The sequence below is a fragment of the Variovorax sp. J2P1-31 genome (assembly GCF_030317215.1).
In the GTDB taxonomy this organism is placed as follows: domain Bacteria; phylum Pseudomonadota; class Gammaproteobacteria; order Burkholderiales; family Burkholderiaceae_C; genus Variovorax.
The window spans coordinates 962364-986370 of sequence record NZ_JASZYA010000001.1 but is presented as its reverse complement, the minus strand read 5'-3'; the positions used below and the strand labels follow the sequence as shown (position 1 = coordinate 986370).

At 69.4% G+C, this 24007-nt stretch carries 22 protein-coding genes; 10 read left to right on the top strand and 12 right to left on the bottom strand.

Annotated elements, in window-relative coordinates; genetic code table 11:
• The first annotated feature begins 14 nt into the window (after positions 1-14).
• The 4 genes from QTI20_RS04520 to QTI20_RS04505 all read left to right on the top strand — a co-directional run bounded on the left by QTI20_RS04520 (position 15) and on the right by QTI20_RS04505 (position 4132).
• Positions 15-2060 carry a TonB-dependent receptor gene (locus QTI20_RS04520; RefSeq protein WP_286549832.1) on the top strand — a complete coding sequence of 682 codons (2046 nt, stop codon included), beginning with the start codon at positions 15-17 and terminating at the stop codon, positions 2058-2060.
• 19 nt (positions 2061-2079) lie between these two features.
• A complete protein-coding gene (locus QTI20_RS04515; protein ID WP_286549833.1) occupies positions 2080-2784 on the top strand; it encodes a DUF4198 domain-containing protein in 705 nt (234 codons plus the stop codon).
• A gap of 172 nt (positions 2785-2956) precedes the next feature.
• Complete coding sequence (locus QTI20_RS04510) at positions 2957-3541, top strand: TetR/AcrR family transcriptional regulator (protein WP_286549835.1); 585 nt, start codon at positions 2957-2959, stop codon at positions 3539-3541.
• Between the two features lie 87 nt (positions 3542-3628).
• Complete coding sequence (locus QTI20_RS04505) at positions 3629-4132, top strand: hypothetical protein (RefSeq protein WP_286549836.1); 504 nt, start codon at positions 3629-3631, stop codon at positions 4130-4132.
• 162 nt (positions 4133-4294) lie between these two features.
• Here QTI20_RS04505 and QTI20_RS04500 read toward each other — a convergent pair whose 3' ends face one another.
• The 4 genes from QTI20_RS04500 to QTI20_RS04485 form a co-directional block, all read right to left on the bottom strand.
• Positions 4295-6820: a TonB-dependent siderophore receptor gene (locus QTI20_RS04500; protein ID WP_286549839.1), complete on the bottom strand. Its 2526-nt coding sequence runs from the start codon at positions 6818-6820 to the stop codon at positions 4295-4297.
• A gap of 94 nt (positions 6821-6914) precedes the next feature.
• Entirely contained in the window at positions 6915-7913 is a 999-nt protein-coding gene (locus QTI20_RS04495) for a FecR family protein (RefSeq protein WP_286549840.1), read from the bottom strand.
• Positions 7910-8425 carry a sigma-70 family RNA polymerase sigma factor gene (locus QTI20_RS04490; protein WP_286549843.1) on the bottom strand — a complete coding sequence of 172 codons (516 nt, stop codon included), beginning with the start codon at positions 8423-8425 and terminating at the stop codon, positions 7910-7912. Before QTI20_RS04490 ends, QTI20_RS04495 begins: the two co-directional genes overlap by 4 nt.
• Positions 8426-8482: 57 nt before the next feature.
• A complete protein-coding gene (locus QTI20_RS04485) occupies positions 8483-9241 on the bottom strand; it encodes an FTR1 family protein (RefSeq protein WP_286549845.1) in 759 nt (252 codons plus the stop codon).
• Positions 9242-9394: 153 nt separating this feature from the next.
• Here QTI20_RS04485 and QTI20_RS04480 point away from each other — a divergent pair, with 153 nt between their 5' ends.
• The 5 genes from QTI20_RS04480 to zigA all read left to right on the top strand — a co-directional run bounded on the left by QTI20_RS04480 (position 9395) and on the right by zigA (position 14552).
• The gene (locus tag QTI20_RS04480; RefSeq protein WP_286549847.1) at positions 9395-9736 is read left to right on the top strand and encodes a hypothetical protein; all 342 of its coding nucleotides are present in this window, start codon (positions 9395-9397) and stop codon (positions 9734-9736) included.
• A gap of 295 nt (positions 9737-10031) precedes the next feature.
• Positions 10032-12218 (top strand): TonB-dependent receptor, encoded by a 2187-nt coding sequence (locus QTI20_RS04475; protein WP_286549850.1) that lies wholly within the window; start codon positions 10032-10034, stop codon positions 12216-12218.
• A 4-nt stretch (positions 12219-12222) separates the two neighbouring features.
• Entirely contained in the window at positions 12223-12696 is a 474-nt protein-coding gene (locus tag QTI20_RS04470) for a hypothetical protein (RefSeq protein ID WP_286549852.1), read from the top strand.
• Positions 12697-12781: 85 nt separating this feature from the next.
• A complete protein-coding gene (locus QTI20_RS04465; RefSeq protein ID WP_503011364.1) occupies positions 12782-13273 on the top strand; it encodes a Fur family transcriptional regulator in 492 nt (163 codons plus the stop codon).
• 76 nt (positions 13274-13349) lie between these two features.
• A complete protein-coding gene (zigA, locus tag QTI20_RS04460) occupies positions 13350-14552 on the top strand; it encodes a zinc metallochaperone GTPase ZigA (protein WP_286549855.1) in 1203 nt (400 codons plus the stop codon).
• Here the strand turns inward: zigA and QTI20_RS04455 are convergent.
• From QTI20_RS04455 to cyoA, 7 genes are read right to left on the bottom strand one after another with little or no spacing between them, the layout of a single operon-like run.
• Positions 14545-15090 carry a response regulator transcription factor gene (locus QTI20_RS04455; RefSeq protein WP_286549856.1) on the bottom strand — a complete coding sequence of 182 codons (546 nt, stop codon included), beginning with the start codon at positions 15088-15090 and terminating at the stop codon, positions 14545-14547. The two genes, zigA and QTI20_RS04455, sit on opposite strands and share 8 nt — an antisense overlap.
• Positions 15080-16414 (bottom strand): ATP-binding protein, encoded by a 1335-nt coding sequence (locus QTI20_RS04450; protein ID WP_286549858.1) that lies wholly within the window; start codon positions 16412-16414, stop codon positions 15080-15082. The genes QTI20_RS04455 and QTI20_RS04450 overlap by 11 nt, the downstream gene beginning before the upstream one ends.
• The gene (locus QTI20_RS04445) at positions 16395-17225 is read right to left on the bottom strand and encodes an SURF1 family protein (RefSeq protein ID WP_286549861.1); all 831 of its coding nucleotides are present in this window, start codon (positions 17223-17225) and stop codon (positions 16395-16397) included. The genes QTI20_RS04450 and QTI20_RS04445 overlap by 20 nt, the downstream gene beginning before the upstream one ends.
• Complete coding sequence (gene cyoD, locus QTI20_RS04440) at positions 17222-17626, bottom strand: cytochrome o ubiquinol oxidase subunit IV (protein ID WP_286549862.1); 405 nt, start codon at positions 17624-17626, stop codon at positions 17222-17224. The genes QTI20_RS04445 and cyoD overlap by 4 nt, the downstream gene beginning before the upstream one ends.
• Positions 17623-18261, bottom strand: coding sequence for a cytochrome o ubiquinol oxidase subunit III (cyoC, locus tag QTI20_RS04435; protein WP_286549863.1), 639 nt, complete (start codon positions 18259-18261; stop codon positions 17623-17625). Before cyoC ends, cyoD begins: the two co-directional genes overlap by 4 nt.
• Entirely contained in the window at positions 18254-20257 is a 2004-nt protein-coding gene (cyoB, locus tag QTI20_RS04430; protein WP_286549864.1) for a cytochrome o ubiquinol oxidase subunit I, read from the bottom strand. The genes cyoC and cyoB overlap by 8 nt, the downstream gene beginning before the upstream one ends.
• An 18-nt stretch (positions 20258-20275) precedes the next feature.
• Positions 20276-21361, bottom strand: a complete 1086-nt coding sequence (gene cyoA, locus QTI20_RS04425) for a ubiquinol oxidase subunit II (protein WP_286549866.1) — start codon at positions 21359-21361, stop codon at positions 20276-20278.
• 162 nt (positions 21362-21523) lie between these two features.
• Between cyoA and QTI20_RS04420 the strand changes: the two genes are divergently transcribed.
• A complete protein-coding gene (locus QTI20_RS04420) occupies positions 21524-22858 on the top strand; it encodes an MFS transporter (protein ID WP_503011385.1) in 1335 nt (444 codons plus the stop codon).
• A 157-nt stretch (positions 22859-23015) separates the two neighbouring features.
• Here the strand turns inward: QTI20_RS04420 and QTI20_RS04415 are convergent, their stop codons facing one another.
• On the bottom strand, positions 23016-23990 hold the full coding sequence (locus tag QTI20_RS04415) for a Bug family tripartite tricarboxylate transporter substrate binding protein (protein ID WP_286549871.1): 975 nt from the start codon (positions 23988-23990) through the stop codon (positions 23016-23018).
• Positions 23991-24007 lie beyond the last annotated feature (17 nt).

Below are 24007 nucleotides of genomic sequence, written 5' to 3'. Positions count from 1 at the left end.
TCTTCCCGACCCCGATGAACCTCCCGATCCCGCGGCCCCCGCGCCCTCTGAGCCTGGCCCTCGGCTGCCTGCTGCTGAACACCGGCATCGCACTGGCCGAACCCGCCCCGGACACCGCCGAGCGGGAGCTTCCCGCCGTCGAGGTCAAGGGCCAGACCCTGCGCGGTGCCGCGGCCTCCTACTCGACCACCGTCTTCGACAGCCAGGACATCCAGCCGCTGCATGTGAGCCAGGCGCAGGAGCTGTTCCGCCACGTGCCCGGCATGAACGTGCAGAACTACCAGCTCTCGGGCGTGGCCGACACCCTCGTGCTGCGCGGTTTCGGCGGCGGCGGGCACGGTGGCGACCTGGGCGTGGTGCTCGACGGCATCCCGCTCAACGAGGCGATGTCGCATGCCGACGGCTACGTCGACTTCAACGTGATCGTGCCGCTGGAGATCGATCGGCTCACGGTGTTCAAGGGGCCGGTGTCGGCGCTGTACGGCAACTTCAACCGCGCCGGCCTGGTGGCGGTCGAGACCCGCAAGCGCGATGCCTACCGTGAGCTCGACCTGAGCCTGGGCTCGCACCGCAGCCTCGATGCGCAGGCGGCGCTGGGCCTGCCGCTGCAGGACGGCGGCCAGCTCAACCTCGCGGCCCAGCACGACCGCAGCGACGGCTTTCGCGCGCAGTCCAGGGCCGAGCGCAGCACGTTGGCGGGCCGCTGGAGCCGGGCCCTGACGCCGGACCTGGAGATCGCGCTGTCAGGCCGGCTGCACGAGGCCGAGGGCGACTCGCCCTCCTACCTCACCGCCGCGCAGTTCGCGGCCGACCCCTACGGCAAGGACCCGCGCGCGATGAACGACGGCGCCACCAAGCACTTCGCCACGCTGCGCGCCGACCTCAACTACGCGCTCACGCCCGACATCCGGCTGCTGAGCTTCGCCTACGGCACGCGGCAGGACTTCACGCGCTGGTTCAGCCGGCCGGTGAGTCCCGCGGCCTGGCGCCAGCGCGAGGAAACCTACGACCGCACCGTCTTCGGCGCCGGCACCAGCCTCAACGGCCGCACGCAGACGCGCTGGAGCGCGCTGAACTGGGTGGCGGGCGTGGAGACCTTCCGCGAATCGACGGCCTACCAGTACGACGACGGCCTGGACCAGCGCATGCGCCTCTCGCCCGCCATCGACGACCGCACGTCCAGGCTCGACAGCCTCTCGGCCTTTGCCGAAGTCGATGCGCCGATCCATGCGCTGTTCCAGCCCTCGCTGGGCCTGCGCTGGGACCGCTTCAGCGGCGGCTGCAGCCTCGACGGCGCGGAGACGGGCAGCGACCCCTGCGGCCCGCTGGCCCGCCTGAGCCATGCGAGCCCCAAGCTCGGCGTGCGCTCCGACGTCGCGCCGGGCGTGCGCCTGCGCGCCAGCTGGGCCGAGGGCTTCGCGTTGCCCAACACCTTTGCCAAGTACGCGCTCGGCGCCTCGCAGCTCGACCCCAACGTGTTCCGCCAGACCGAGGTCGGCGCGCAGTTCAAGCCGGCCCAGGGGCTGCTGCTGGACATCGCGGCCTACCGGCTGCGCTCTTCCGACGAGATCCGCACCGTGGCGCCGGGCGTCTACGAGAACTACGGCGCGACCTTGCGCCGCGGCGTCGAGGCCAGCGCGCTGTGGTCCATCCGCCCCGACCTCGACGTCTCGCTGGTCTACGGCAGCGCACGCTCGCGCATCACCGAGAACGCGAGCGCCGCGCTGCTGGGCAAGTCGGTGGCGGGCGTGCCGCGCTACACCGCCACGGCCGCCATCAGCTGGACACCGGTCGCGGCCTGGACCGGCACGCTGACCTGGCGCCGCGTGGGCGCCTACGCCGTGACCGCCGACAACAGCGTGAACTACGCCGGCTACGCCACCGTGGACCTCGGTGTGAGCTATGTGCCGCCCGCGGCCAGCCGCTACCGCCTCTACGCCACGGTGGCGAATGTCGGCGACAAGGCCTACGCCACCTCGGCCGCGGTGATCGGCGGCACGCAGGTCTTTGCGCCCGGCGCGCCGCGCAGCCTCAAGGTCGGCGCGCAGCTGCAGTTCTGATCCACAGCCAACGACACCCATGCCACACCATCTTCGCAACACGACCCTGGCCGTCTTCGCCACCCTGGCGCTGGGCACGGCCCAGGCCCACAACGTCTGGCTCGAATCCGATGCGGGCGGCGGCTACCTGGTGCAGTTCGGCGGCCACGAGGGCCGGCTCGAGCGCTATCCCGCGGACAAGCTCAAGCGCGTCGAAGCCTTCGACCGCCGCGGCCGCCGCATCGAGGTCACGCTCACGCCCCAGGCCGACGGCATGCGCGTGCGGCCCGAGCGGCAGGCGGCGCTGCTGACCGCGCATTTCGACAACGGTTTCTTCAGCAAGACCGACACCGGGCCGATGGTCGAGAAGCCCATGACCGAGAACCCCGGCGCCACCAGCGGCGTGCATGCGATGAAGTACCACAAGACCATCATCCAGTGGGGCGCGATCGCGAAGAAGGCGCTGGGCCAGTCCTTCGAGATCGTCGCACTCACGGCCGACACGCCGCATGCGGGCGAGCCGATGAGGGTGCAGGTGCTGTTCGATGGCCGGCCGATCGGCGGCATCCGCCTGTCGCTGGGCGAAAGCGGCACGCCCGTGACCACGGCCGCCGACGGCACGGCCACCGTGGTTCCCGTGGCCGGCCCGAACCAGCTGCTCGCCATCCGCCGCCTGCCGGTGCAGGGCGACCCGCGCACCACCAGCCTCAGCTACGAGTACCTGCTGGCCTTTCCGGCGCACTAGCAGCTGTAGACACGGGGCCATGAAAGCCCGAGGACGGGAAAGCGGAACGCGCTCGGCCGACGACTGACGGCGCGGCATGGCCGGGGGATCGGGTCAGCTCTGCCCCAGAGGGCGCACGCCTCGAGCGGAAGCGCGCTGTTGACATCTATCTACTAGTTGATAGACTAACCACATGGACACCGAACTCACCCCCAGAGCCCTCGAGATCGCGGCCCGCGCACGTGCGCTTCTGGTCGGCGGTGGCTACAACAGCTTCAGCTACGCCGACATCTCGGCGTCGGTGCAGATCAGCAAGGCCAGCATCCACCACCACTTCCCGAGCAAGGCCGAACTGGTGCGCACGGTGCTGCTGCGGTACCGCGAGGAAGCGCGCACCGGCCTGGCAGCCCTGGTGCAGCACATTCCGGAGCCGCTCGCGCAACTCGAGGCTTACACGGGCTACTGGGCGACGTGCATGCGCGACGCCAGTTCGTCCTTCTGCATCTGCGCCATGCTGGCGGCCGAACTGCCCACCCTCCCGCGCGAGGTCGCGGACGAGGTCCGAGGCCATTTCCTGGACCTGGCCGCATGGCTCGCCTCCGTGCTGGCGGCGGGGGCGGCACAGGGGGTGTTCTTTCTGCAGACGAGCCCCGAAGGCGAGGCGATGGCCTTCATGGCAACGGTGCACGGCGCGATGCTGTCCGCCCGCGCCTATGGAGATCCGGAAGTCTTCGCAGCAACCGTGCAGCCGCTCATGCGCCGGCTCACGTCGGCCTGACCGATCGGCAGATCGCCCTCTCACCCCCCGCACCTTGGCTCCTTCACTTGTCCAACCCATCTACCAACTAATAGATAGACATCTCACATGACGACCGCTCTCTCATTCATCGGCGTGGTCCACACCGCCCTCAGCCTGGTCCCGGTCGCTGCCGGCCTCTACGGCTTCGCGCGCTACCGCGCGATCGATCCGGCGACCCGTTCCGGCAGGGTCTACCTCGTCGGCCTGGCGCTGTCGGTGCTCACGGCCTTCGGCCTGTCCAGCACGGGCGGCTTCAATCCCGGACACGCGCTGGGCATCCTGGCCCTGCTCGCGGCCTTCGGCAGCCTGCTCGTGCCGCGCCTTGCCGTGCTGGGGCGATTGCGGCCGTACCTGGCGACGCTCGGGCTGAGCTTCAGCTTCTTTCTGCTGCTGGTTCCCGGCATCGCCGAAACCCTGACCCGATTGCCGGCCGCGCATCCATTGGCCGACGGGCCGGCGTCTCCACTGGTCCGTTCCACGCTGCTCGCATGGGCCGTGATCTTCGTCGTGGGCTTCGCGCTCCAGGGCTGGACGATCCATTCGCGTCGCGGCAACGCGGCGCGGCGATGAGTCGACGCTGCGCCACACCCCGCACTGGCGATTTCACGGCCCCCCGGATGCAGGGAGGCACGGCCCCAGGAGACAGTGCACGAAGGAATCAGGGCGAGGCCGCCAGGCTTGCGGCGTCGGCGGAAAGCGGGGCCGGAGGGTCCGCTGCCGACGGCAGCCCGCCTAGAACTTGTACCGCGCCGTCAACTGCGCGCTGCGCGGCGCGCCGTAGGTGCCCGAGTACCACCAGCCCGACATCGAGGCGATGTACTTGCGGTCGAACAGGTTCTGCACGTTGAGCGACACCGACAGCCGTTCGTTGACGTCGTAGCGCGCCATCAGGCCGGCCACGGCATAGGCGCCCTGGCGGGCGGTGACGGTGCGTTCGATCTGCCAGGCCTCGCCGGTGTAGCTGATGCCGCTGTTCCAGTCCACGCCGCCACCCACGGTGAGACGGCGCCAGTCGCCGGGCAGCCGGTAGGTGGTCCAGACCCGGGCCATCTGGCGCGGGAAGGTGGTGTTGACGCGGCGTCCGGTCGCGTCTTCCGAGCTGCTGAAGTTGTACGAGGCGCTCAGGTTCCAGCCCGGGGCCAGCGTGCCGTTGAACTCGAGGTCGATGCCCTGCGTCTTCACGCCCTTGACCGCGCGCGAGGCGGTGTTGGTGGTGCCCGGAATGAACTGGCCCGGGTCGGCCTCGGCCACGTTGTCCTGGCGGATCTGGTAGAGCGCGGCGCTGGTCGTCACACGGCCGTCGAGGAAGCTGCTCTTGAGGCCGGCCTCGTAGGTGTTGCCTTCCTGCGGGTCGAGCAGCTGGCCGTTGCGGTCGAGCGAGCTCTGCGGGTTGTAGATGGTGGCGAAGCTCGCATACAGCGTGTGCTGCGCGCTCAGGTCGTACACCAGGCCGCCGTAGGGCGTGAACACGCGGCGCTCGGACGAGGGCGAGGTGCTGTAGTAGCCGTCAGTCGTTTTCGTGACGTAGTCGCTGTCGTAGTTCAGCACCTTGGCGCCGACGATGAGCTTGAGCGCATCGGCCAGCTGGAAGCGGCCTGCGCCGTAGACGCTGGTCTGGCGGCGCGTGCTGTCGAAGGTCACGAAGCGTTCGCCGTACACCGGCGCGCCGCTGTTGTCCCAGCGGTAGACGTTGACCGGCAGGTCGCGCAGCCCGGTGATGTCGAAGCTGCCGTAGGTCAGGCTCTGGAAGTCGTTGTACTCGACGCCGACCAGCGCCTCGTGCTCGCGGCCGAACAGGCTGAAGGGCCCGCCCAGCTTCAGGTCCACCGTCTTGTTCTTCAGCCGGTAGTCGCGGCGCTCGGCGTTGAGCAGCAGGCCGTCGCCGGTGACCTTGTCGAACAGGCTGCTGTTGACCGCCATGTAGACCGAGTCCTCGCGCTGCTTCGAGTAGAGGTCGTTGGCCGAGAGCTTGAGCTTCCAGTCGTTGTCGAAGCGCTGTTCCAGCGTCACGAAGGCGCTGGTGGAGTCGGTGTTGAAGCGGTTGTGGCGGCTCGCGGCGTTGAAGGACGTCTTGAAGTCGGTCTGCTCGCCGTCGCTGTTGAACAGCGGGAAGCCCAGGTACGACAGCGAGCCGCGCGAGCGGTTCTCCTGGTGGTCGATGCCGGCCGTGAGCTTGAGCGCGTTCGTGAGGTCGGCCTCGACCACACCGTAGAACACATCCTTCTTCTTGCTGTAGTAGTCGATGTAGCTGTCGCCCTCCTCGTGCACCGCGACCAGCCGGCCGCGCACGCTGCCCGAGGCGTTGAGCGGGCTCGAGAGGTCCAGCATGCCGCGCCTGTTGCCCCAGGTGCCGATGCTGGCCTCGGCCACGCCCTGGAAGGCGGAGGTGGGCTTCTTGCGCACCATGTTCACAATGCCCGACGGGTCGCCCGCGCCGGTGCTCAGGCCCGAGGCGCCGCGCAGCACCTCGATACGGTCGTACAGCGCCATGTCGGCGATGCTCTGCGACGGCAGCGCATCCAGGCCCAGGAACTCGGTGTGGGTGTTGACCCCGTCGAGCTGGTAGTTGCTGATCGGATAGCCGCGCGCGTTGGCGTTGATGCGCTCGGTGCCGAGCACGGCCGTCGAGATGCCCGGCGTGCGGGCGAGCACCTCGCCGATGCTGGTCAGGTTCTGGTCTTCCATGCGCTGCTGGGTCATCACGCTGACCGATTGCGGCGTGTCCTTGAGGCTCAGGTTCAGGCCGCTGGCCACGCCCGTCGGGCCGCGCGCGGTGTAGACGCCGGTGCCTTCGGTGGTGCCGGAGCGGTCGGCCTCGGCCGTGACGCGCACCTCGGCCAGCGTGGTGCCCGATGCAGCCTCGGCCGCGGGCGCGTTGCGTTCCGAGGCCACCACGGTCAGCGTGCCGCCGGGCGTCTGCGCCAGTGCGAGCCCGCTGCCCGCGAGCGCCTGCTGCGCGGCCTGTGCGACGGTGAGGCGCCCCTGCACCGCATGGGCGCGGCGCCCGGCCACGAGTGCCGGTGCGGCGCTGATGCTGCGGCCGCCCTGGCGTGCGATGCGCGCGAGCACCACGCCGAGTTCGTCGGCCGGCAGGTTCCAGTCCATCGCGCCGTCGGCGACGGCGCCGGGTGGCACGGCGGGCGTCGTCTGTGCAAACGACGTGGTGGTGGCACAGGCGAGCACGGCGGCCAGCGCCAGCGAGGCCTTGCGCATCGGGGCGCGGGAGCGGGACAGGGGAGACAGGGGAGACAGCGTCACGTCGGACATCCTGGTCGGTTCGGGTGGATCGGAGCGTTCAACCCTGTATGTCCCGCGAGGCGGGCCAACCCGACAGCGATGCGCGAAAAAAATCTCAGGCCGCGCGCACGTCCACGTAGACCACCCAGTCGCCCCAGTGGCGCACGCGCAGCGGCAGCGTGTCGACCAGCGCCTGCAGGGCCTGCATCGGCCGGTCCAGCGGATAGACGCCGTAGACGCGCACCCGCGCGGCCTCGGGGCTGGCGCGCAGGATCGCGGGCGTGTACGGGCGCAGCGCCTCCAGCACCTCGGCCAGCGGCTGGTCGTGCACCTCGAGCACGCCGCTGGACCAGGCGCTGGGATCGACGCGCGCCGCCGCCACCGGCTCGATGCCGTCGGCATGCAGCCAGGCGCTCGCGCCTTGCGGCAGCGCCACCGGCGCGGCGTCGTTCAACGGATGCAGGCGCACGCTGTGTTCGAGCACCGACACCAGCGTGCGGCCCTCCTCCTGCTGCACCATGAAGCGGGTGCCCAGCGCGCGCACCGCGCCCTGGGCGCTCTGCACGACGAAGGGCCGCTGCCTGTCGGTCGCCACGTTGACGATCAACGCGCCGGCGCGCAGGTGCACCCGCCGCTGGTCGGCGCCGAAGTCCAGGTCGGCGGCCGAGCGCGCGTTGAGCAGCAGGTCGCTGCCGTCGGCCAGCACGAAGCGGCGGCGCTCGCCGGTGCCGGTGCGCAGGTCGGAGGACCAGGCCATGAGCGGCGCCCGCCGCTCGGCCCAGAGCCCGCCGCCCGCGGCCGTGAGCAGCGCGACCGTGGCGCCGCCCAGCAGCGCGCGCCGGCGGGCCCGGTGGTCGGGCGCGGCGCTCAGCGCGCGCACGCCCGAGGGCGCATGGCCGCCGGCCTGCAGCTGCGTGAGCGCGGGCACGATGCGCTGGTCCAGCCGCTGCTGCAGCGAGGCCCAGGCCGCCGCATGCGCGGGCGCGGCCTCGAGCCAGCGCGCGAAGGCGCGGCGCTCGCTGTCGTCGCTGTGGCCGGAGTCCAGCCGCACCAGCCAGTCGATCGCCTGCTCGATCACCGGGTCGAGCGCCAAGGCGCTGCCATGCGCCGTCATCCGGCCTCCGGCTGCGCGGGGCAGGTGTAGAGGTGCACGATGGCCTGCTTGATGTGGCGCTCGACCGTGCGCACCGAGACGCCCATGCGCTGCGCGATCTCGGCATGGGCCAGGCCCTCGAGGCGGCGCAGCAGGAAGGCCTCGCGCACCTTGGGCGGCAGGCCGTCGAGCCAGCAGTCGAGGGTCTCGACGGCTTCGCGCACCAGCGCATAGGTCTCGGGCGAGGGCGCCAGCTCTTCGGGCTGGGCCGCCAGCGCGTCGAGCCAGGCCCGCTCCAGCTCGCGCCGGCGCCAGAAGTTGTAGAGCACCCGCTGCGCCAGCGTGGTCAGGTAGGCGCGCGGCTCCTCGATCGCCTGCGCCTGGCCGCCGGTGATCACGCGCACGAAGGTGTCCTGCGTCAGGTCCGCGGCCGTGTGGCCGTCGCCCAGCCGGCGGCGCAGCCAGGTCTCCAGCCAGGCACGGTGCTCGCGGTACAGCGCATGGACGGGATCGGCCGAAGCGGAGGAGGACATGGACGCGACAAACAGAATGAGAATTACTCTCATTCTATTCAACCCCGTCGACGGGCTTCAGGCCGAGGAGGTCCGGGCCTGGAACCACCAGCTGCGCGCGGCATGCAGCAGCACCGCGCCCATGAGCAGCGCGCTCGGCCAGGCGTGGTGCGCGCCGCCTTCCAGAAAGGGCTCCACGAACGACGACCACGCGCCCTCCCCGCCGGTCCAGGACAACCGGGCGAGTTCGCTGATCCCGTGCAGCAGCAGGCGCACCGCGAACAGCGACAGCAGCAGTGCCGAGGCGCGGAAAGCCAGCAGCAGGCCCGAGCGCCAGCGCACCCATCGCCACAGCGGCACCACCAGCGCGGCGGCCGCGGCGCCCAGCGCCAGGCCGAGCAACGCATCGTCGGCGCCGGCCCGGCTCGCGATCGCTTGCACGAACACGCCCACTTCGAGCAGTTCGCGGAACACCACCAGCGCGACGAAGCCGATCACGCCCAGCGTCGCCAGCAGCGGCGCGCGGTTCAACCAGGCGTCGACGCGTTGCGACACGCGGCCGCGGATCTCGCCGGCCGAGGCGACCATGCCGGTCGCCATCACGAGCACGCCCAGCGCCATGCCGGTTTCGAGCAGGGCCTCGGTGCGCGGCGCGAGCGCCGAGCCGATCAGGTGGAGGGTGGCGACGAGCGCGGGCACGGCCCCGAGCAGGGCGCCCCAGGCCACGGCGGGCAACAGCCGCGTGCGGCCGGCCTGGCGCAGGTAGACGCACAGCGCGCCGATGATCAGCGCCATCTCGGCGCACTCGCGCAAGGCGATGGCGAAGGCGTCAAACATGGCGCGTCCGGCCCGGCACACGGCCCATGTCGATGACAATCATTCGCATTTTCCGAGTATCGCATGGCGAACGTGCGACACTTTTGGGCTGGCGACCGCTTCCATCGGCCGCCGCCCCTGGAAGCCCACCCGCCCCGTCAACACCGATCGCGCATGAACGAGCAAGAAATCCTGAGGATCGTGGACAAGGCCGTCGACACCTTCGATGGCAACCTGGACGACCTCGAGAGCGCGATCGGCATGCTGATGCTGGGCCGCCACTACGGCTGGCGCGTGATCCTGCTGATCCACAGCCCGACCACGGTGCGCAAGTACCTCAAGATCCTGGGCCTGAAGAACCTGCGCGAGGTGCTGCCCGAGGTCGGCGTGCTGGCCCACCGCTCCAACGCCTGGCGGCTGCTGGACGGCACCAAGAACTTCTGGAAGGTCGTGCGCGGCCAGATCGGCGGCATCCGCAGCGCGCGCGTCGACAAGGGCTCGTCCGACACGCCCTGAGCAGAGGCCTGCGCCCTGCTCCGCTCTGCCTGATCCGAGCCGAGCACCCAACGGCCAACTGCAGTGGCCGCTCAACACCTACGCCATCCTCCCGGGGCCGCCTGCGCCACGGTCGGCATTCGCGTGCACGCGACGGATTCAAGTAGCACTTGACAGTACTACTCGCGTCTCCTTACATTTCACCGCATATTGCGAATCAGTCGTATTTCTTTGCGCATCAACGGATGTGCCGGGAAAGCACCCCCGCAATGTGCGACCGGGCCTGCGCCCGACTTCCTTTCTTCCCTGATCCACCATGACCCAGAAATCCCTCTCGTCGAGCGCGCGCGCAGAACGCCGCTTCGCTCCCGGCGCCATCGCCAAGGCCGTCCAACTCGTGGCCGCGGGCGCCACGCTCGTCATCGCCGGCGCACCGGCCTTCGCGCAGGGCGCCGGCAGCAACACCCTGCCGGCCGTCACGGTCACGGGTGAAGGCGACCAGGGCTACGCGGCCACGCGCAGCAGCACCGCGACCAAGACCGACACGCCGCTGCGCGACACGCCGCAGTCGATCTCGGTGGTCACGCGCGACCAGATCCGCGACCAGGCCGCCCAGAGCCTGGCCGAGGCCACGCGCTACGTGCCGGGCGTGGGCTTCGCGCAGGGCGAAGGCAACCGCGAGACGCCGATCTTCCGCGGCATCAGCACCACCGGCGACTTCTTCATCGACGGCGTGCGCGACGACGTGCAGTACTACCGCGACCTCTACAACATCGAGCGCGTGGAAGTGTTCAAGGGCCCCAACGCGATGATCTTCGGCCGCGGCGCGACCGGCGGCCTGATCAACCGCGTGAGCAAGCAGCCCGAATGGACCTCCTCCTTCGGCGGCTCGCTGACGCTGGGCTCCGACAACAACCGCCGCGCGACCGTCGACCTGAACCGGCCGATCAGCGAGGAGCTGTCGTTCCGCCTCAACGGCATGTACGAGAACTCCGACAGCTACCGCGACGGCGTGTCGATCAAGCGCTCGGGCATCAACCCCACGCTGAGCTGGCGCCCGAGCGCGCGCACGCTGGTCACGCTGGGCTACGAGCACTTCAAGGACGACCGCACCGCCGACCGCGGCATCAGCTCCTTCCGCGGCGTGCCGGTGGTGACCGATCCCTCGACCTTCTTCGGCAACGCGGCCGGCAGCCCGACCGGCACCACGCTGGACGCCTTCACCGCCTCGATCGAGCACGAGTTCGGCAACGGCGTGCTGCTGCGCAACCGCACGCGCTGGTCGGAGCAGGACAAGTTCTACCAGAACGTGTTCCCGGGCGCGGTCAATGCGACCGGCACCGGCGTGGCGCTCAGCGCCTACAACAACGCCACCAGCCGCAAGAGCATCTTCAACCAGACCGATGTCACCTTCTCGCTGAACACCGGCGCGGTGAAGCACAAGCTGCTGGTCGGCGCCGAGTTGGGCTCGCAGGACACCGACAACTTCCGCAACACCGGCTACTTCAACAACACGGCCACCAGCGTGACCGTGCCGCTGTCGAACCCGACGACCAACCTGCCGGTGACCTACCGCCAGTCGGCCACCGATGCCAACAACGCCGGCACCGCCGACGTGGCCGCGCTCTACGTGCAGGACCAGATCGAGCTGAGCCCGCAGTTCCAGCTGATCGCCGGCCTGCGCTACGACCGCTTCAAGGTCGACTTCCGCAACAACCGCAACGGCGACAACTTCAAGACCTCCGACGGCCTGACCTCGCCGCGCCTGGGCCTGGTCTACAAGCCGCTGGAACAGCTGTCGCTGTACGCCAACTACAGCATCGCCTACCAGCCGCGCGCCGGCGACCAGCTGGCCTCGCTGAGCCTGAGCAACGCCGCGCTCAAGCCCGAGAAGTTCAAGAACTACGAGATCGGCGCCAAGTGGGACGTGCGCCCCAACCTCGCGGCCACCGCCGCGCTGTACCGGCTGGACCGCACCAACGTCGTGGTGCTGGACCCGACCGACCCCACCAACACCCGCACCATCCTGAGCGACGGCCAGCAGACCCAGGGCTTCGAGCTGGGCCTGAGCGGCAACATCACCGCGGCCTGGAGCGTGGCGGGCGGCTATTCGTACACCGACGCCAAGCTCAGCGCCGACACCTCGGCCACGCTGCGCGACGGCGCCACCATCGGCCAGGTGCCCAAGCACACCATCGCGCTGTGGAACCGCTACGACTTCACCCCGGCCTGGGGTGCGGGCTTGGGCGTGATCCATCGCACCAAGATGTTCGCCTCGACCGAGCAGATCGCCACGCCGGCGGCCACCACGCCGAACGTGGTGCTGCCGGGCTACACCCGCGTCGACGCGGCGCTGTTCTGGACGATCAACAAGAACGTGCAGATGCAGCTCAACGTCGAGAACCTGTTCGACAAGAAGTACTTCCTCAACGCCAACAGCAACACGAACATCACGCCGGGCTCGCCGCGTGCCTTCCGTGTGGCGATGAACGCGAGGTTCTGATCCGGTGCAGGCCGCGACGCTGTCCTCGCCCGCCCTGCCGGCGCGGCAGCGGCCGCCGCCCGACGGCGTGCGCATCCGGCAATGCGACGCCGCGGTGCGCCAGGCCTTCGCGAGCCAGCCGGACCGGGCCTGGAGCGCGAAGGACCTGTGCCTGCACCTCGACGGCCAGCAGGTCCGGGCCCGGCTGACCATGGTCTACCGCGTGCTCAAGACGCTGGCCGGCGAGGGCCTGGTCGTGCGCGAGTGGGCCGAGCACCTGGGCCGCGTGAACGCGGTGTACCGCTGGCAGCGGCCCCGGCCCGAAGCGCGCACGCTGCTGGTCTGCTCGCGCTGCCAGCGCGGCAGCCCGTTGCCGCAGGCCGACGCGCTCGCGGCGCTGGCCACCGCGGCAGCGCAGGCCGCGGACTTTCGCATCGACCGCGCGCAAAGCCTGCGCGGCCTGTGCGCCGATTGCACGGCGCACACGGCACGCGCCTGAACACCCCTGCCCGCCTCGCGGCGGGCATGGCGCTCCCGGAGGGCGACGCCGCTAAACTGGCGCGACCCCACCGCATGAGCCCCCGTTGACCAAAGCCTCTTCCCACGCCGGCCACTCGCACGCCGGCACGCACGCCCACACGGCCGACGCACGGCCCGCCGACCCCGTCGTCGGCGGCCAGCGCGCCACGCGCCAGCGCTCGGCGATCCGCGCCGTGATCGACCGTTCGGCACGCCCCCTGCTGCCCGCCGAGATCCTCGAGGACGCGCAGCGCGAGGTCGAGGCCATGGGCATCGCGACCGTCTACCGCAACCTCAAGCTGCTGGCCGACGCGCAGGAGATCCGCATCGTCGAGCTGCCGGGCGAAGCGCCGCGCTACGAGAGCGCGCGCCATGCGCACCACCACCATTTCCAGTGCCGCCAGTGCGCGCGCGTGTTCGACGTGCACCAGTGCCCAGGCGACTTCGCCTCGCTCGCGCCCAAGGGCTTCCGCGTCGATGCGCACGAGCTCACGCTCTACGGCACCTGCGCCGACTGCAGCACGCCCGCGCCCCGCAAGACCGCCACCCCGCGCTGACCTCCCCGCCCGGGCCGGCGTGCATGCGCGCGGCGAATCGGTTCTAATTGATAATTCGATATCAATTAGGACTGCGATGCATCGACTTCCCGTGACCGTGCTCTCCGGCTTCCTGGGCGCTGGCAAGACCACGCTGCTCAACCACATCCTGAACAACCGCGAGGGCCGGCGCGTGGCGGTCATCGTCAACGACATGAGCGAGGTCAACATCGACGCCGCGCTGGTGCGCGACGGCGGCGCCGACCTGTCGCGCACCGAGGAGAAGCTGGTCGAGATGAGCAACGGCTGCATCTGCTGCACCTTGCGCGAAGACCTCCTGATCGAGGTCGAGCGCCTGGCCAAGGCCGGGCGTTTCGACCAGCTGGTGATCGAATCCACCGGCATCTCCGAGCCGCTGCCCGTGGCCGAGACCTTCACCTTCGAGGGCGAGGACGGCAAGAGCCTGTCGCGCGTGGCGCGGCTCGACACCATGGTGACGGTGGTCGATGCCTTCAACTTCCTGCGCGACTACGGCTCGGCCGACAGCCTGGGCGCGCGCGGCCAGTCGCTGGGCGACGCCGACACCCGCACCGTGGTCGACCTGCTGATCGAACAGGTCGAGTTCTGCGACGTGCTGGTGGTCAACAAGGCCGACCTGGTGAGCGAGGCCGACCGGCTGCGCCTGGCCGGCATCCTGGCCCACCTGAACCCGCGCGCGCGCATCGAATACGCGCACTTCGGCCGCGTGCCGCTCGACCGCGTGCTCGACACCGGCCTGTTCGACTTCGAGCAGGCGGCCGACGCGCCCGGCTGGCTGCGCGAGATGCGCGGCGAGCACAAGCCCGAGACGCTCGAATACGGCATCGACAGCTTCGTCTACCGCGCGCGCCGGCCCTTCCATCCCGAGCGTTTCTGGCAATGGGTGCAGAGCGAATGGCCCGGCGTGGTGCGCTCCAAGGGTTTCTTCTGGCTCGCGAGCCGGCCCGGTTTCGCGGGCAACTGGTCGCAGGCCGGCGGCGCCTGCCGTTACGGCGCGGCCGGCTACTGGTGGGCCGCGGTGCCGCGCGAGCACTGGCCGACCGACGCCGAATCGCTGGCCGCGATCGAGGCCAAATGGAGCGACACGGTGGGCGACGCGCGCCAGGAACTGGTGCTGATCGGCATCGGCATGGACCAGGCCGCGCTGCGCGCCCGGCTCGATGCCTGCCTGCTGAGCGATGCCGAAATGGCGGCCGGCCCGGCGCAGTGGCAGGCCTGGCCCGACCCCTTCCCCGCCTGGACCGACGACAGCCTCACTTGACCTGCTGCTTGCCCAGCTTGCGCGCCAGCGTGCGGCGGTGCATGCCCAGGCGGCGCGCTGTCTCGGAGATGTTGAAGCCGGTCTCGGCCAGCACCTCGTGGATGCGCTCCCATTCGAGGGTCTTGATCGAGGTCGAGCGGTTGGTGAGCTCGACTTCGGTCGTGCCCTCGGCGCGGCCGAAGGCGGCCTCGATGTCGTCGGTGTTCGATGGCTTGGCCAGGTAGTGGCAGGCGCCCAGCTTGATCGCCTCGACCGCGGTCGCGATGCTGGCGAAACCGGTGAGCACCACGATCAGCATGCCGGGGTCGTGCGCGTGCAGCGTCTGGACGCAGGCCAGGCCCGAGGCCTCGCCGCTGAGCTTGAGGTCGACCACCGCGTAGCCGGGCGAATGCTGCTGCAGCAGCAGGCTCACGTCGTCGAGGTTGGTGGCCAGGATCACGCGGTAGCCGCGGCGCTCGAAGGAGCGGCCCAGCGTGCGCGCGAAGGCGGCGTCGTCCTCGACCACCAGCAGCAGGCGGTCTTCTTGTTCAGTTTCCACCTTCGGGCTCCTCTTCCAGGACGATGGCCGAGAGCGGCAGCGTCAGTTCCACCACCGCGCCGCCCTCCTCGCGGTTCTTGGCGCTCACGCTGCCGCCCAGCGTGCGCGCCACGTTGACCACCAGGAACAATCCCAGGCCACCGCCGGGGCGGCCCTTGCTCGAGCGGTAGGGCTTGCCCAGCTCGGCCAGCATCGCGGGCGCGAAGCCCGGGCCGTTGTCGGTCACGGTCAGCAGCAGCCTGTCGCCCTCGCGGTCGACTTCGAGCCGCACCCAGTAGGGCGAGGCCTCGAGCGCATTGTCGAGCACGTTGCAGATCATCTGTTGCAGCGCCGAATCCGAGACCATGGGCAGGTCCTGCCCGAAGCGGTTGTCGTAGACGAAGGAGGTCACGGGCCGGGTCTCGCGCCAGGCCTGCACCAGGTCGTCGAGGAAGGTGCCGACCGTGGTCTCGACCGAGGACTCGCCGCGCGCCTCGCCGGCCGACATCAGCACGCCGCTCACGATCGACTTGCAGCGCTGCAGCTGGGTCTGCATCTCGCCGATCTCCTGCTGCAGTTCGGGATTGGCCGCGAACTCGGGCATGCGCCGCCAGTCGCCCAGGATCACGGCCAGCGTCGCCAGCGGCGTGCCCAGTTCATGGGCCGCGCCCGAGGCCAGCAGGCCCATGCGCACGATGTGCTCCTCCTCGGCCGCGCGCTGGCGCAGGGCGGCCAGCCGCGCATCGCGCTCGCGCAGGTTGCGGTTGATGCGGGTGACGAAGATCAGCAGCAGAGCGGCATTGAGCGCGAAGGACACCAGCATGCCCTGCACATAGGGGCTGGCCAGGCCGCGGTCGTGGTCCAGCGGCAGTTCGAGCGGGCGCGAGAACAGCGCGAGGCCGGCGAAGCACAGCGTGGTGATCACCACCATGGTCAGGCTCGACCAGGCCTCGAGCAGCACCGCGCCCAGGATCACCTGCAGCAGGTAGAGAAAGACGAAGGGATTGGTGGTGCCGCCGCTCAGGTAGAGCTGCGCGCTCAGCATCGCCACGTCGACCAGCAGCGCGACGAACAGCTCGCCGTTGGTCACGGCGCGGCCGGTGCGCCAGCGCAGCAGGCTCGCGATGTTGAAGACGATCAGGCAGCCCAGGATGGCCAGCATGGTGCCCAGCGGCAGCCGGATCTGCAGCCCGTAGTGCGCGACCTCGATGGTCACGATCTGGCCGACCACCGCGATCCAGCGCAGCTGGATCAGCTGCTCCAGGTTCTGCAGGCCGCTCGCATCCTGGATGCGCGGCGCCTCGGGCGCGCGCAGGGGCGGGGTGTCAGCGGTGGGGGTCGGCATCCGGGTCGTCTCCTGGGCGGGAAGACCCATTGTCGCCATGCCGGCGCCGGCGGCCCAGGCGCAGCTCCTCGCGCGCCACGTAGCCCGCGCCCAGCGCCACCATCAGCGCCAGGCCGAACCAGGTCAGCGCATAGACCAGGTGGCTGTTAGGGAAGGCGATCACCGTGAGGCCGCCGACCGGCGCGCCCTCGCCGCCCGGCGCGGCATCGGCATCGACGAAGTACGGCGCCACCTCGCCCAGGCCGCGCGCGGCCGCGATGGCCGGCACATCGCGCGAGAACCAGCGGTCGATGGCCGGGTCGTTGCGGCGCGGGAACATGCCGCCCGGCTCGCTGGCGCGCAGCAGGCCGGCCACCGTGACCTCGTCCTTCGGCCCCGCGTCGCGCCGCGCGGGCTCGCGCCGTTCGGGCGGCACGAAGCCGCGGTTGACCAGCACGGTGCCGCCGCCGGCCAGGCGCAGCGGCGTGAGCACCCAGAAACCGGTGCCGCGCTCGGTGCTGGCCTGGACCAGGGTCTCGTGCGCGTGGTCGAAGCGGCCGGTGAGCCGCACATGGCGGTAGGCCTGGGCCGTGGCATCGAAGCCGGGCCAGTCGGCCGGGCCGGGCGCGTCGACGGGCGGCGCGTGCACGCGCTCGTCGACGCTCTGGATCAGCGCGAGCTTCCAGGCCCGGCGCTCGACCTGCCAGACGCCCAGCGCCATGAAGCCGATGAACAGGCCCAGCGCGCACAGCGCCAGCACGGCCCGCACGGCCGCGGAGCGCGGGCCCCGCTCGGGCGCCGCCTCGCCATGCTCGCGCTGCCCCGGGTTCAAGGCATGTTCTGCATGTCGTGCATCGACGGCATCATGTTGTGGTTGAGGTGGTACATCACCCACAGCGAGCCGGCCAGCGTGATGACCACCAGCACCAGCGTGAAGATCAGCGCCAGCATCGACCAGCCGCCCTCGGCCTTGGTGTTCATGTGCAGGAAGTACACCATGTGCACCACCATCTGCACCGCGGCGAAGCCCAGGATCACGAAGGCCGTGACGCTGGAGCTGTCGAACACCTTGCCCATCACCAGCCAGAACGGGATGACCGTCAGGATGACCGACAGGATGAAGCCGGTGACGTAGCCGCCGACGGTGCTGTGCGCCGCACCGCCCTCGTCGTGGTGGTCGTCGTGGCCGTGGTGGGAATCGTGACCGTGGGGGTCCAGGTCATGTGCGCTCATGGAAGGACTCCCATCAGATAGACGAAGGTGAAGACGCCGATCCAGATCACGTCCAGGAAGTGCCAGAACATCGACAGGCACATCAGGCGGCGGCGGTTTTCCGGCAGCAGGCCGTGGCGCGAGACCTGCACCATCAGCGTGACCAGCCAGATCAGGCCGAAGGTGACGTGCAGGCCGTGGGTGCCGACCAGCGTGAAGAAGGAGGACAGGAAGGCGCTGCGCTGCGGCACCGCGCCTTCGTGGATCAGGTGTGCGAATTCGTAGAGCTCGAGCCCGATGAAGGCCGCGCCCAGCAGGCCGGTCACGGCCAGCCAGGCCAGCACCGGCTTCACGCGCTTCTTCTGCATCTCGATCATGGCGAAGCCGTAGGTGATCGAGGACAGCAGCAGCATCGAGGTGTTGAGCGCCACCAGCGGCAGGTCGAACAGGTCGGCGCCCGAAGGGCCGGCCGCGTAGCTGCGCCCCACCACCGCATGCACCGCGAACAGGCAGGCGAAGATCAGGCAGTCGCTCATCAGGTAGAGCCAGAAGCCCAGACCGGTGGCGTTCTGCGGGTGATGGTCACCCGCGACGTAGAAGCGCTGGTTGTCCGGCACGTTCGCGTGGCCGGCGTTCAGGATGGCGGTATCAGACATGGCTGGCCAGGAGACGGGTGCGCAATCCCTCGGTGCGGACGACTTCGTCCGCGCCGATGTGATAGTCGCGCTTGTAGTTGAAGGTATGGAAGATCGTGGTGCCGACCAGCGTCAGCATCGACAGCACGGCCAGCGGCCACATGTGCCAGATCATCGCGAAGCCGACCACGGTGCTGAGCCCGGCGATCACGATGCCGGCCCAGGTGTTCTTGGGCATGTGGATGGCGCGGAAGCCGGTCGTCGGGCGCTGGTAGCCGCGGCGCTTCATGTCCGACCAGGCGTCGTTGTCATGGATGATCGGCGTGAACGCGAAGTTGTAGGCCGGCGGCGGCGACGAGGTCGACCACTCCAGCGTGCGGCCGTCCCAGGGGTCGCCGGTCACGTCGCGCAGCGACTCGCGGCGGCGGAAGCTCACCACCAGCTGGATGATGAAGGACAGGATGCCCAGCGCGATCAGGCAGGCGCCGAAGGCGGCGACCTGGAACCAGATCTGCAGCGACATGTCCTGGAAGTGGCTCATGCGGCGGGTCACGCCCATCAGGCCCAGCACGTACAGCGGCATGAAGGCGAGCCAGAAGCCGACCAGCCAGAACCAGAACGAGCACTTGCCCCAGAACGGGTCGAGCTTGTAGCCGAAGGCCTTGGGGAACCAGTAGGTGATGCCGGCCATGAGGCCGAACAGCACGCCGCCGATGATCACGTTGTGGAAGTGCGCCACCAGGAACAGGCTGTTGTGCAGCACGAAGTCGGCCGGCGGCACCGCCAGCAGCACGCCCGTCATGCCGCCGATCACGAAGGTGACCATGAAGCCCATGGTCCAGAGCATCGGCACGTCGAAGCGGATGCGGCCGCGGTACATGGTGAAGAGCCAGTTGAAGATCTTCGCGCCCGTCGGGATCGAGATGATCATCGTCGTGATCCCGAAGAAGGAGTTCACGCTCGCGCCCGAGCCCATGGTGAAGAAGTGGTGCAGCCACACCAGGTACGACAGGATGGTGATCACCACCGTGGCGTAGACCATCGAGGCGTAGCCGAACAGGCGCTTGCCCGAGAAGGTGGACACCACCTCGGAGAAGATGCCGAAGGCCGGCAGGATCAGGATGTAGACCTCGGGGTGGCCCCAGATCCAGATCAGGTTCACGTACATCATGGCGTTGCCGCCGAAGTCGTTGGTGAAGAAGTTGGTGCCGACGTAACGGTCCAGCGACAGCAGCGCGAGCACCGCGGTCAGCACCGGGAACGCGGCCACGATCAGCACGTTGGTGCACAGCGAGGTCCAGGTGAAGATCGGCATCTTCATCATGGCCATGCCCGGCGCGCGCATCTTCACGATGGTCGCCAGCAGGTTGATGCCCGAGAGCAGCGTGCCCACCCCCGCGATCTGCAGCGACCAGATGTAGTAGTCGACCCCCACGTCAGGGCTGTGCAGGATGCCCGACAGCGGCGGATAGGCCAGCCAGCCGGTGCGCGCGAACTCGCCCACGAACAGCGAGGCCATGACCAGCACGGCGCCGCTGGCGGTCATCCAGAAGCTGAAGTTGTTGAGGAAGGGGAAGGCCACGTCGCGCGCGCCGATCTGCAGCGGCACCACGTAGTTCATCAGGCCCGTGACCAGCGGCATCGCCACGAAGAAGATCATGATCACGCCGTGGGCGGTGAAGATCTGGTCGTAGTGGTGCGGCGGCAGGAAGCCTTCGTTGCCGCCGAAGGAGATGGCCTGGTGCAGGCGCATCATGATCGCGTCGGCAAAGCCGCGCAGCAACATCACCAGGCCCAGGATCACGTACATGATCCCGATCTTCTTGTGGTCGATGCTGGTGAACCATTCGCGCCAGAGGTAGCCCCAGGCCTTGTGGTAGGTGATGAGGGCCAGCAGGCCGATGCCGCCGAGCACCACGCCCAGGAAGGTGGCGAGCAGGATGGGCTCGTGCAGCGGGATCGCCTCCCAGGTCAGGCGGCCGAAGACGAGCTTCGTGAGGTCGAGTGAGTCGAACATGGACATCCGGAAAACGGGTTACAGCGACGGTGTGGGCGCGGGGGTGAACAGGTCGGGCGCTTCGTTGACCGAGCACATCGCGCCGACGTAATTGCGCGCGGGGCCCAGCGTGGCGCCGGCGTCCAGGCCGAGGCGCGCACGCGTCGGCTTGTCGAGCGAGGCCACGTTGAAGGCGCCCGGCATGCCGAGGCCGCCGCTGGCGTCGATGGCCATCATGTCCTTCATGCACATGCGGTTGGCCTCGACGCAGCGGTTGAGGATGGCGTCGTAGAGGCCCGGCGCCACGCTCGCGTAGTGGCGCACCGGCTCGCGCTCGCTCGGGTGCTCGAGCTGCAGGTAGGCGGCGCGGCTGAGTTCCTTGCCGTCGGCCTTGGTCTTCTGCACCCAGCTGTCGAAATCGCCGTCGCTCAGGCCGTGGAACTTGAAGCGCATGCCCGAGAAGCCCGCGCCGCTGTAGTTGGCCGAGAAGCCCTCGTACTCGCCGGGCTTGTTGATCACGGCGTGCAGCTTGGTTTCCATGCCCGCCATGGCGTAGATCTGGCCGGCCAGCGCCGGGATGAAGAAGGAGTTCATCACCGTCGACGAGGTGATCTTGAACTGGATCGGCCGGTCGACCGGCGCTGCCAGTTCATTCACGGTCGCGATGCCCTGCTCGGGATAGAGGAACAGCCACTTCCAGTCGAGCGCCACCACCTCCACCACCAGCGGCTGGGTGCCCTCGGGCACCGGGCGGTGGGCGTCGATGCGGGTCAACGCGCGGTAGGGGTCCAGCGTGTGGGTGCTGATCCAGGTCAGCGCGCCCAGCGCGATGATGATCAGCAGCGGCGCGGCCCAGATGGCGAGCTCGAGCTGGGTCGAATGGTCCCAGTCGGGCGCGTATTCGGCCTCGGCCGCCTTGTTCGACTGGCGGTATTTCCAGGCGAAGAAGAAGGTCAGTGCGATCACCGGCACGATGATCAGCAGCATCAGGACGGTGGAGATGACGATCAGTTGCCCTTGCTGGGCGGCGATGTCGCCGGACGGGCTGAGCAGCACCGTGTTGCAGCCTGCCAACAGGAAGGCGGGCAGCAAAAGCCAGGCTCGGGGGTTCTTGAGAAAGGGCATGCCGTGAAATTGGAGCTTGTGCTTGCGCGTGGAGCCTGCGAATCTACGGCTATCGGCGGCAAATGGGCATTGGACGTTTTGTCCTATGGCATCAAACGCCGGAGAGTGAGACGCTCTGCGTTGCCGCAACGACACCCGGAACAGAACCGCGAACAGCCCATGATGACGACCTCCATCGGTACACACAACAGCGAATCACCGCCCGACGGCGAGATCGCCCGCGCGGTTGGCGCCGATACGCATGTCCACCCCGGCGAGATCGCCGTCGGCGTGGTGATCGGGCGCGCGTCCGAGTATTTCGACTTCTTCGTCTACGGCATCGCGTCGGCGCTGGTGTTCCCGGCCATCTTCTTCCCCTTCGCGGACCGCCTGACGGGCACACTTTACGCCTTTGCGGTGTTCGCGCTGGCCTTCATCGCGCGCCCCTTCGGCACCGCGCTGTCGATGGCCATCCAGCGCCGTTACGGCCGCGAGGCCAAGCTGACCTCGGCCCTTTTCCTGCTGGGCACCGCCACCGCCGGCATCGCCTTCCTGCCGAGCTACGCGAGCATCGGCCCGGCCGCGATCGTGCTGCTGTCGCTGTTCCGCATCGCCCAGGGCATCGCATTGGGCGGCTCCTGGGACGGCCTGCCCTCGCTGCTGGCGCTCAATGCCCCGGCCAACCGCCGTGGCTGGTACGCGATGCTGGGCCAATTGGGCGCTCCGGTGGGCTTCATCGTGGCCGGCGCGCTGTTCGCCTACCTGGTGTCCAGCCTGCCCTCGGACGACTTCCTCACCTGGGGCTGGCGCTATCCCTTCTACGTGGCCTTCGCCATCAACGTGGTGGCGCTGTTCGCCCGGCTGCGGCTGGTGGCGACCACCGAGTACTCGCGCCTGCTCGACGAGCGCGAACTGGCGCCCACCGGCGTGATCGAACTGGGCCGCTCGCAGGGCGTGAACATCGTGATCGGCGCCTTCGCCGCGCTGGCCAGCTACGCGCTGTTCCACATCGTCACGATTTTCCCGCTGTCGTGGATCACGCTGTATTCAGACCAGTCGGTCAGCCAGTTCCTGGTGGTGCAGATCATCGGCGCGGGCCTGGCCGCAGCCTCGATGGTGGCCTCCGGCAAGATCGCCGACCGCATCGGCCGCCGCATGACCCTGGGCTCGCTGGCCGTGATGATCGCGGTGTTCAGCGGCTTCGCGCCCACGCTGCTCGACGGCGGCGCCTTCGGCCAGGACACCTTCATCCTGGTCGGCTTCGTGCTGCTGGGCCTGTCCTACGGCCAGGCCCAGGGCACCGTGACTTCGAACTTCCCGGCCAAGTACCGCTACACCGGCGCCGCCCTGACGGCCGACGTGGCCTGGCTGGTCGGCGCGGCCTTCGCCCCCCTGGTGGCCCTCGGCCTCTCGGCCCACTTCGGCCTGGGCTACGTCAGCGTCTACCTGCTGTCCGGCGCCGCCTGCACCCTGGGCGCGCTGGGCCTGAACCGCGCGATCGAGCAGCAGCGCGATTGAGCGCCAGGGCGCGCCAGCCGCGCGCCTACCGCTCTCTCCCCCGCCCCGCCCTCGTCCCTTCCCCACGTTCCAGAGATACCGCGGAACCGGCTTTGCCGGGCCGCCGGTATCGCCCCCTCGAGGGGGAAGCGCCGAAGGCGCATCGGGGGTGGGTCCACTACTCCGCAGTGATTCCGGCGGCCTTCACGATCCGACCCCACTTCTGCGATTCACCGGCCTGGAATTTCGCCAGTTCCTCCGGCGAGCTCGTGAACACCTCGGTGCCAGTCGGCTCGTAGAACGCAGCCTTCGCGGCCTCGCTCTTCGCGGCCTTGACCAGCAGCTCGTTCAAGCGCTTGACCACCGCCGGCGGCGTCTTCGCCGGCGCATAGGCCGCGAACCAGTAGCCCATCTCGTAGCCCTTCACGCCGGCCTCGGCGATGGTGGGAACGTCCGGTGCCAGCGGCGAGCGCGCGGCGCCCGAGGCGCCCAGCGCGCGCAGCTTGCCGGCCTTGATCTGCGGCAGGCCGGTGGCGGTGTCGGTGATCATCATGTGGATCTGTCCGCCCAGCAGGTCGGTCACGGCCAGCGTGTTGCTCTTGTAGGGCACGTGCAGCAGCTGGATGTCGGCCATCTGCTGCAGCAGTTCGCCGGCCATGCGGCTGGACGAGCTGCCGCTGCCGAAGCTGTACTTGCCCGGCTCCTTCTTCGCCAGCGCGACGAACTCGGCCACGGTCTTGGCGGGGAAGGACGGGTTCACGACCATGATCTGGCCGCCCTTGCCCAGCGCGGCGACGGGCGAGAAATCCTTCACCGGGTCGTAGGGCAGCTTCTTGTACAGGTGCTCGTTGGCCGCGTGCGTGGTGTTGGTGGTGATCAGCACGGTGTAGCCGTCGGGCGCGGCCTTGGCCACGAACTGCGAAGCGATGAAGCCGCTGGCGCCGGCCTTGTTGTCGATCACCACGGCCTGCTTCGATTCGGCCGTGATGCCGTTGCCCAGCGCGCGCGCGATCTGGTCGGTGGCGGTGCCGGCCGCGAAGGGCACGACGAAGGTGATCGGCTTGTCGGGGAAGGCGCCCTGGGCCTGGCTCGCGACGGGTGCCAGGGCCAGCGCGGCGATGGCGAAGGCGATCGAATGGATGCGGCGGTTCATGCGTGTTGTCTCCTGAG

What these genes read in the sequence shown, in the direction of transcription:
- QTI20_RS04415 (WP_286549871.1), bottom strand. Translation starts at nt 23,990, where the DNA reads ATGAACCGCCGCATCCATTCGATCGCCTTCGCCATCGCCGCGCTGGCC.
- QTI20_RS04520 (WP_286549832.1), top strand. Translation starts at nt 15, where the DNA reads ATGAACCTCCCGATCCCGCGGCCCCCGCGCCCTCTGAGCCTGGCCCTC.
- QTI20_RS04450 (WP_286549858.1), bottom strand. Translation starts at nt 16,414, where the DNA reads ATGCCGACCCCCACCGCTGACACCCCGCCCCTGCGCGCGCCCGAGGCG.
- zigA (WP_286549855.1), top strand. Translation starts at nt 13,350, where the DNA reads ATGCATCGACTTCCCGTGACCGTGCTCTCCGGCTTCCTGGGCGCTGGC.
- QTI20_RS04490 (WP_286549843.1), bottom strand. Translation starts at nt 8,425, where the DNA reads ATGTCCTCCTCCGCTTCGGCCGATCCCGTCCATGCGCTGTACCGCGAG.
- cyoB (WP_286549864.1), bottom strand. Translation starts at nt 20,257, where the DNA reads ATGTTCGACTCACTCGACCTCACGAAGCTCGTCTTCGGCCGCCTGACC.
- QTI20_RS04515 (WP_286549833.1), top strand. Translation starts at nt 2,080, where the DNA reads ATGCCACACCATCTTCGCAACACGACCCTGGCCGTCTTCGCCACCCTG.
- QTI20_RS04510 (WP_286549835.1), top strand. Translation starts at nt 2,957, where the DNA reads ATGGACACCGAACTCACCCCCAGAGCCCTCGAGATCGCGGCCCGCGCA.
- cyoC (WP_286549863.1), bottom strand. Translation starts at nt 18,261, where the DNA reads ATGTCTGATACCGCCATCCTGAACGCCGGCCACGCGAACGTGCCGGAC.
- QTI20_RS04420 (WP_503011385.1), top strand. Translation starts at nt 21,524, where the DNA reads ATGACGACCTCCATCGGTACACACAACAGCGAATCACCGCCCGACGGC.
- cyoA (WP_286549866.1), bottom strand. Translation starts at nt 21,361, where the DNA reads ATGCCCTTTCTCAAGAACCCCCGAGCCTGGCTTTTGCTGCCCGCCTTC.
- QTI20_RS04495 (WP_286549840.1), bottom strand. Translation starts at nt 7,913, where the DNA reads ATGACGGCGCATGGCAGCGCCTTGGCGCTCGACCCGGTGATCGAGCAG.
- QTI20_RS04475 (WP_286549850.1), top strand. Translation starts at nt 10,032, where the DNA reads ATGACCCAGAAATCCCTCTCGTCGAGCGCGCGCGCAGAACGCCGCTTC.
- cyoD (WP_286549862.1), bottom strand. Translation starts at nt 17,626, where the DNA reads ATGAGCGCACATGACCTGGACCCCCACGGTCACGATTCCCACCACGGC.
- QTI20_RS04505 (WP_286549836.1), top strand. Translation starts at nt 3,629, where the DNA reads ATGACGACCGCTCTCTCATTCATCGGCGTGGTCCACACCGCCCTCAGC.
- QTI20_RS04480 (WP_286549847.1), top strand. Translation starts at nt 9,395, where the DNA reads ATGAACGAGCAAGAAATCCTGAGGATCGTGGACAAGGCCGTCGACACC.
- QTI20_RS04485 (WP_286549845.1), bottom strand. Translation starts at nt 9,241, where the DNA reads ATGTTTGACGCCTTCGCCATCGCCTTGCGCGAGTGCGCCGAGATGGCG.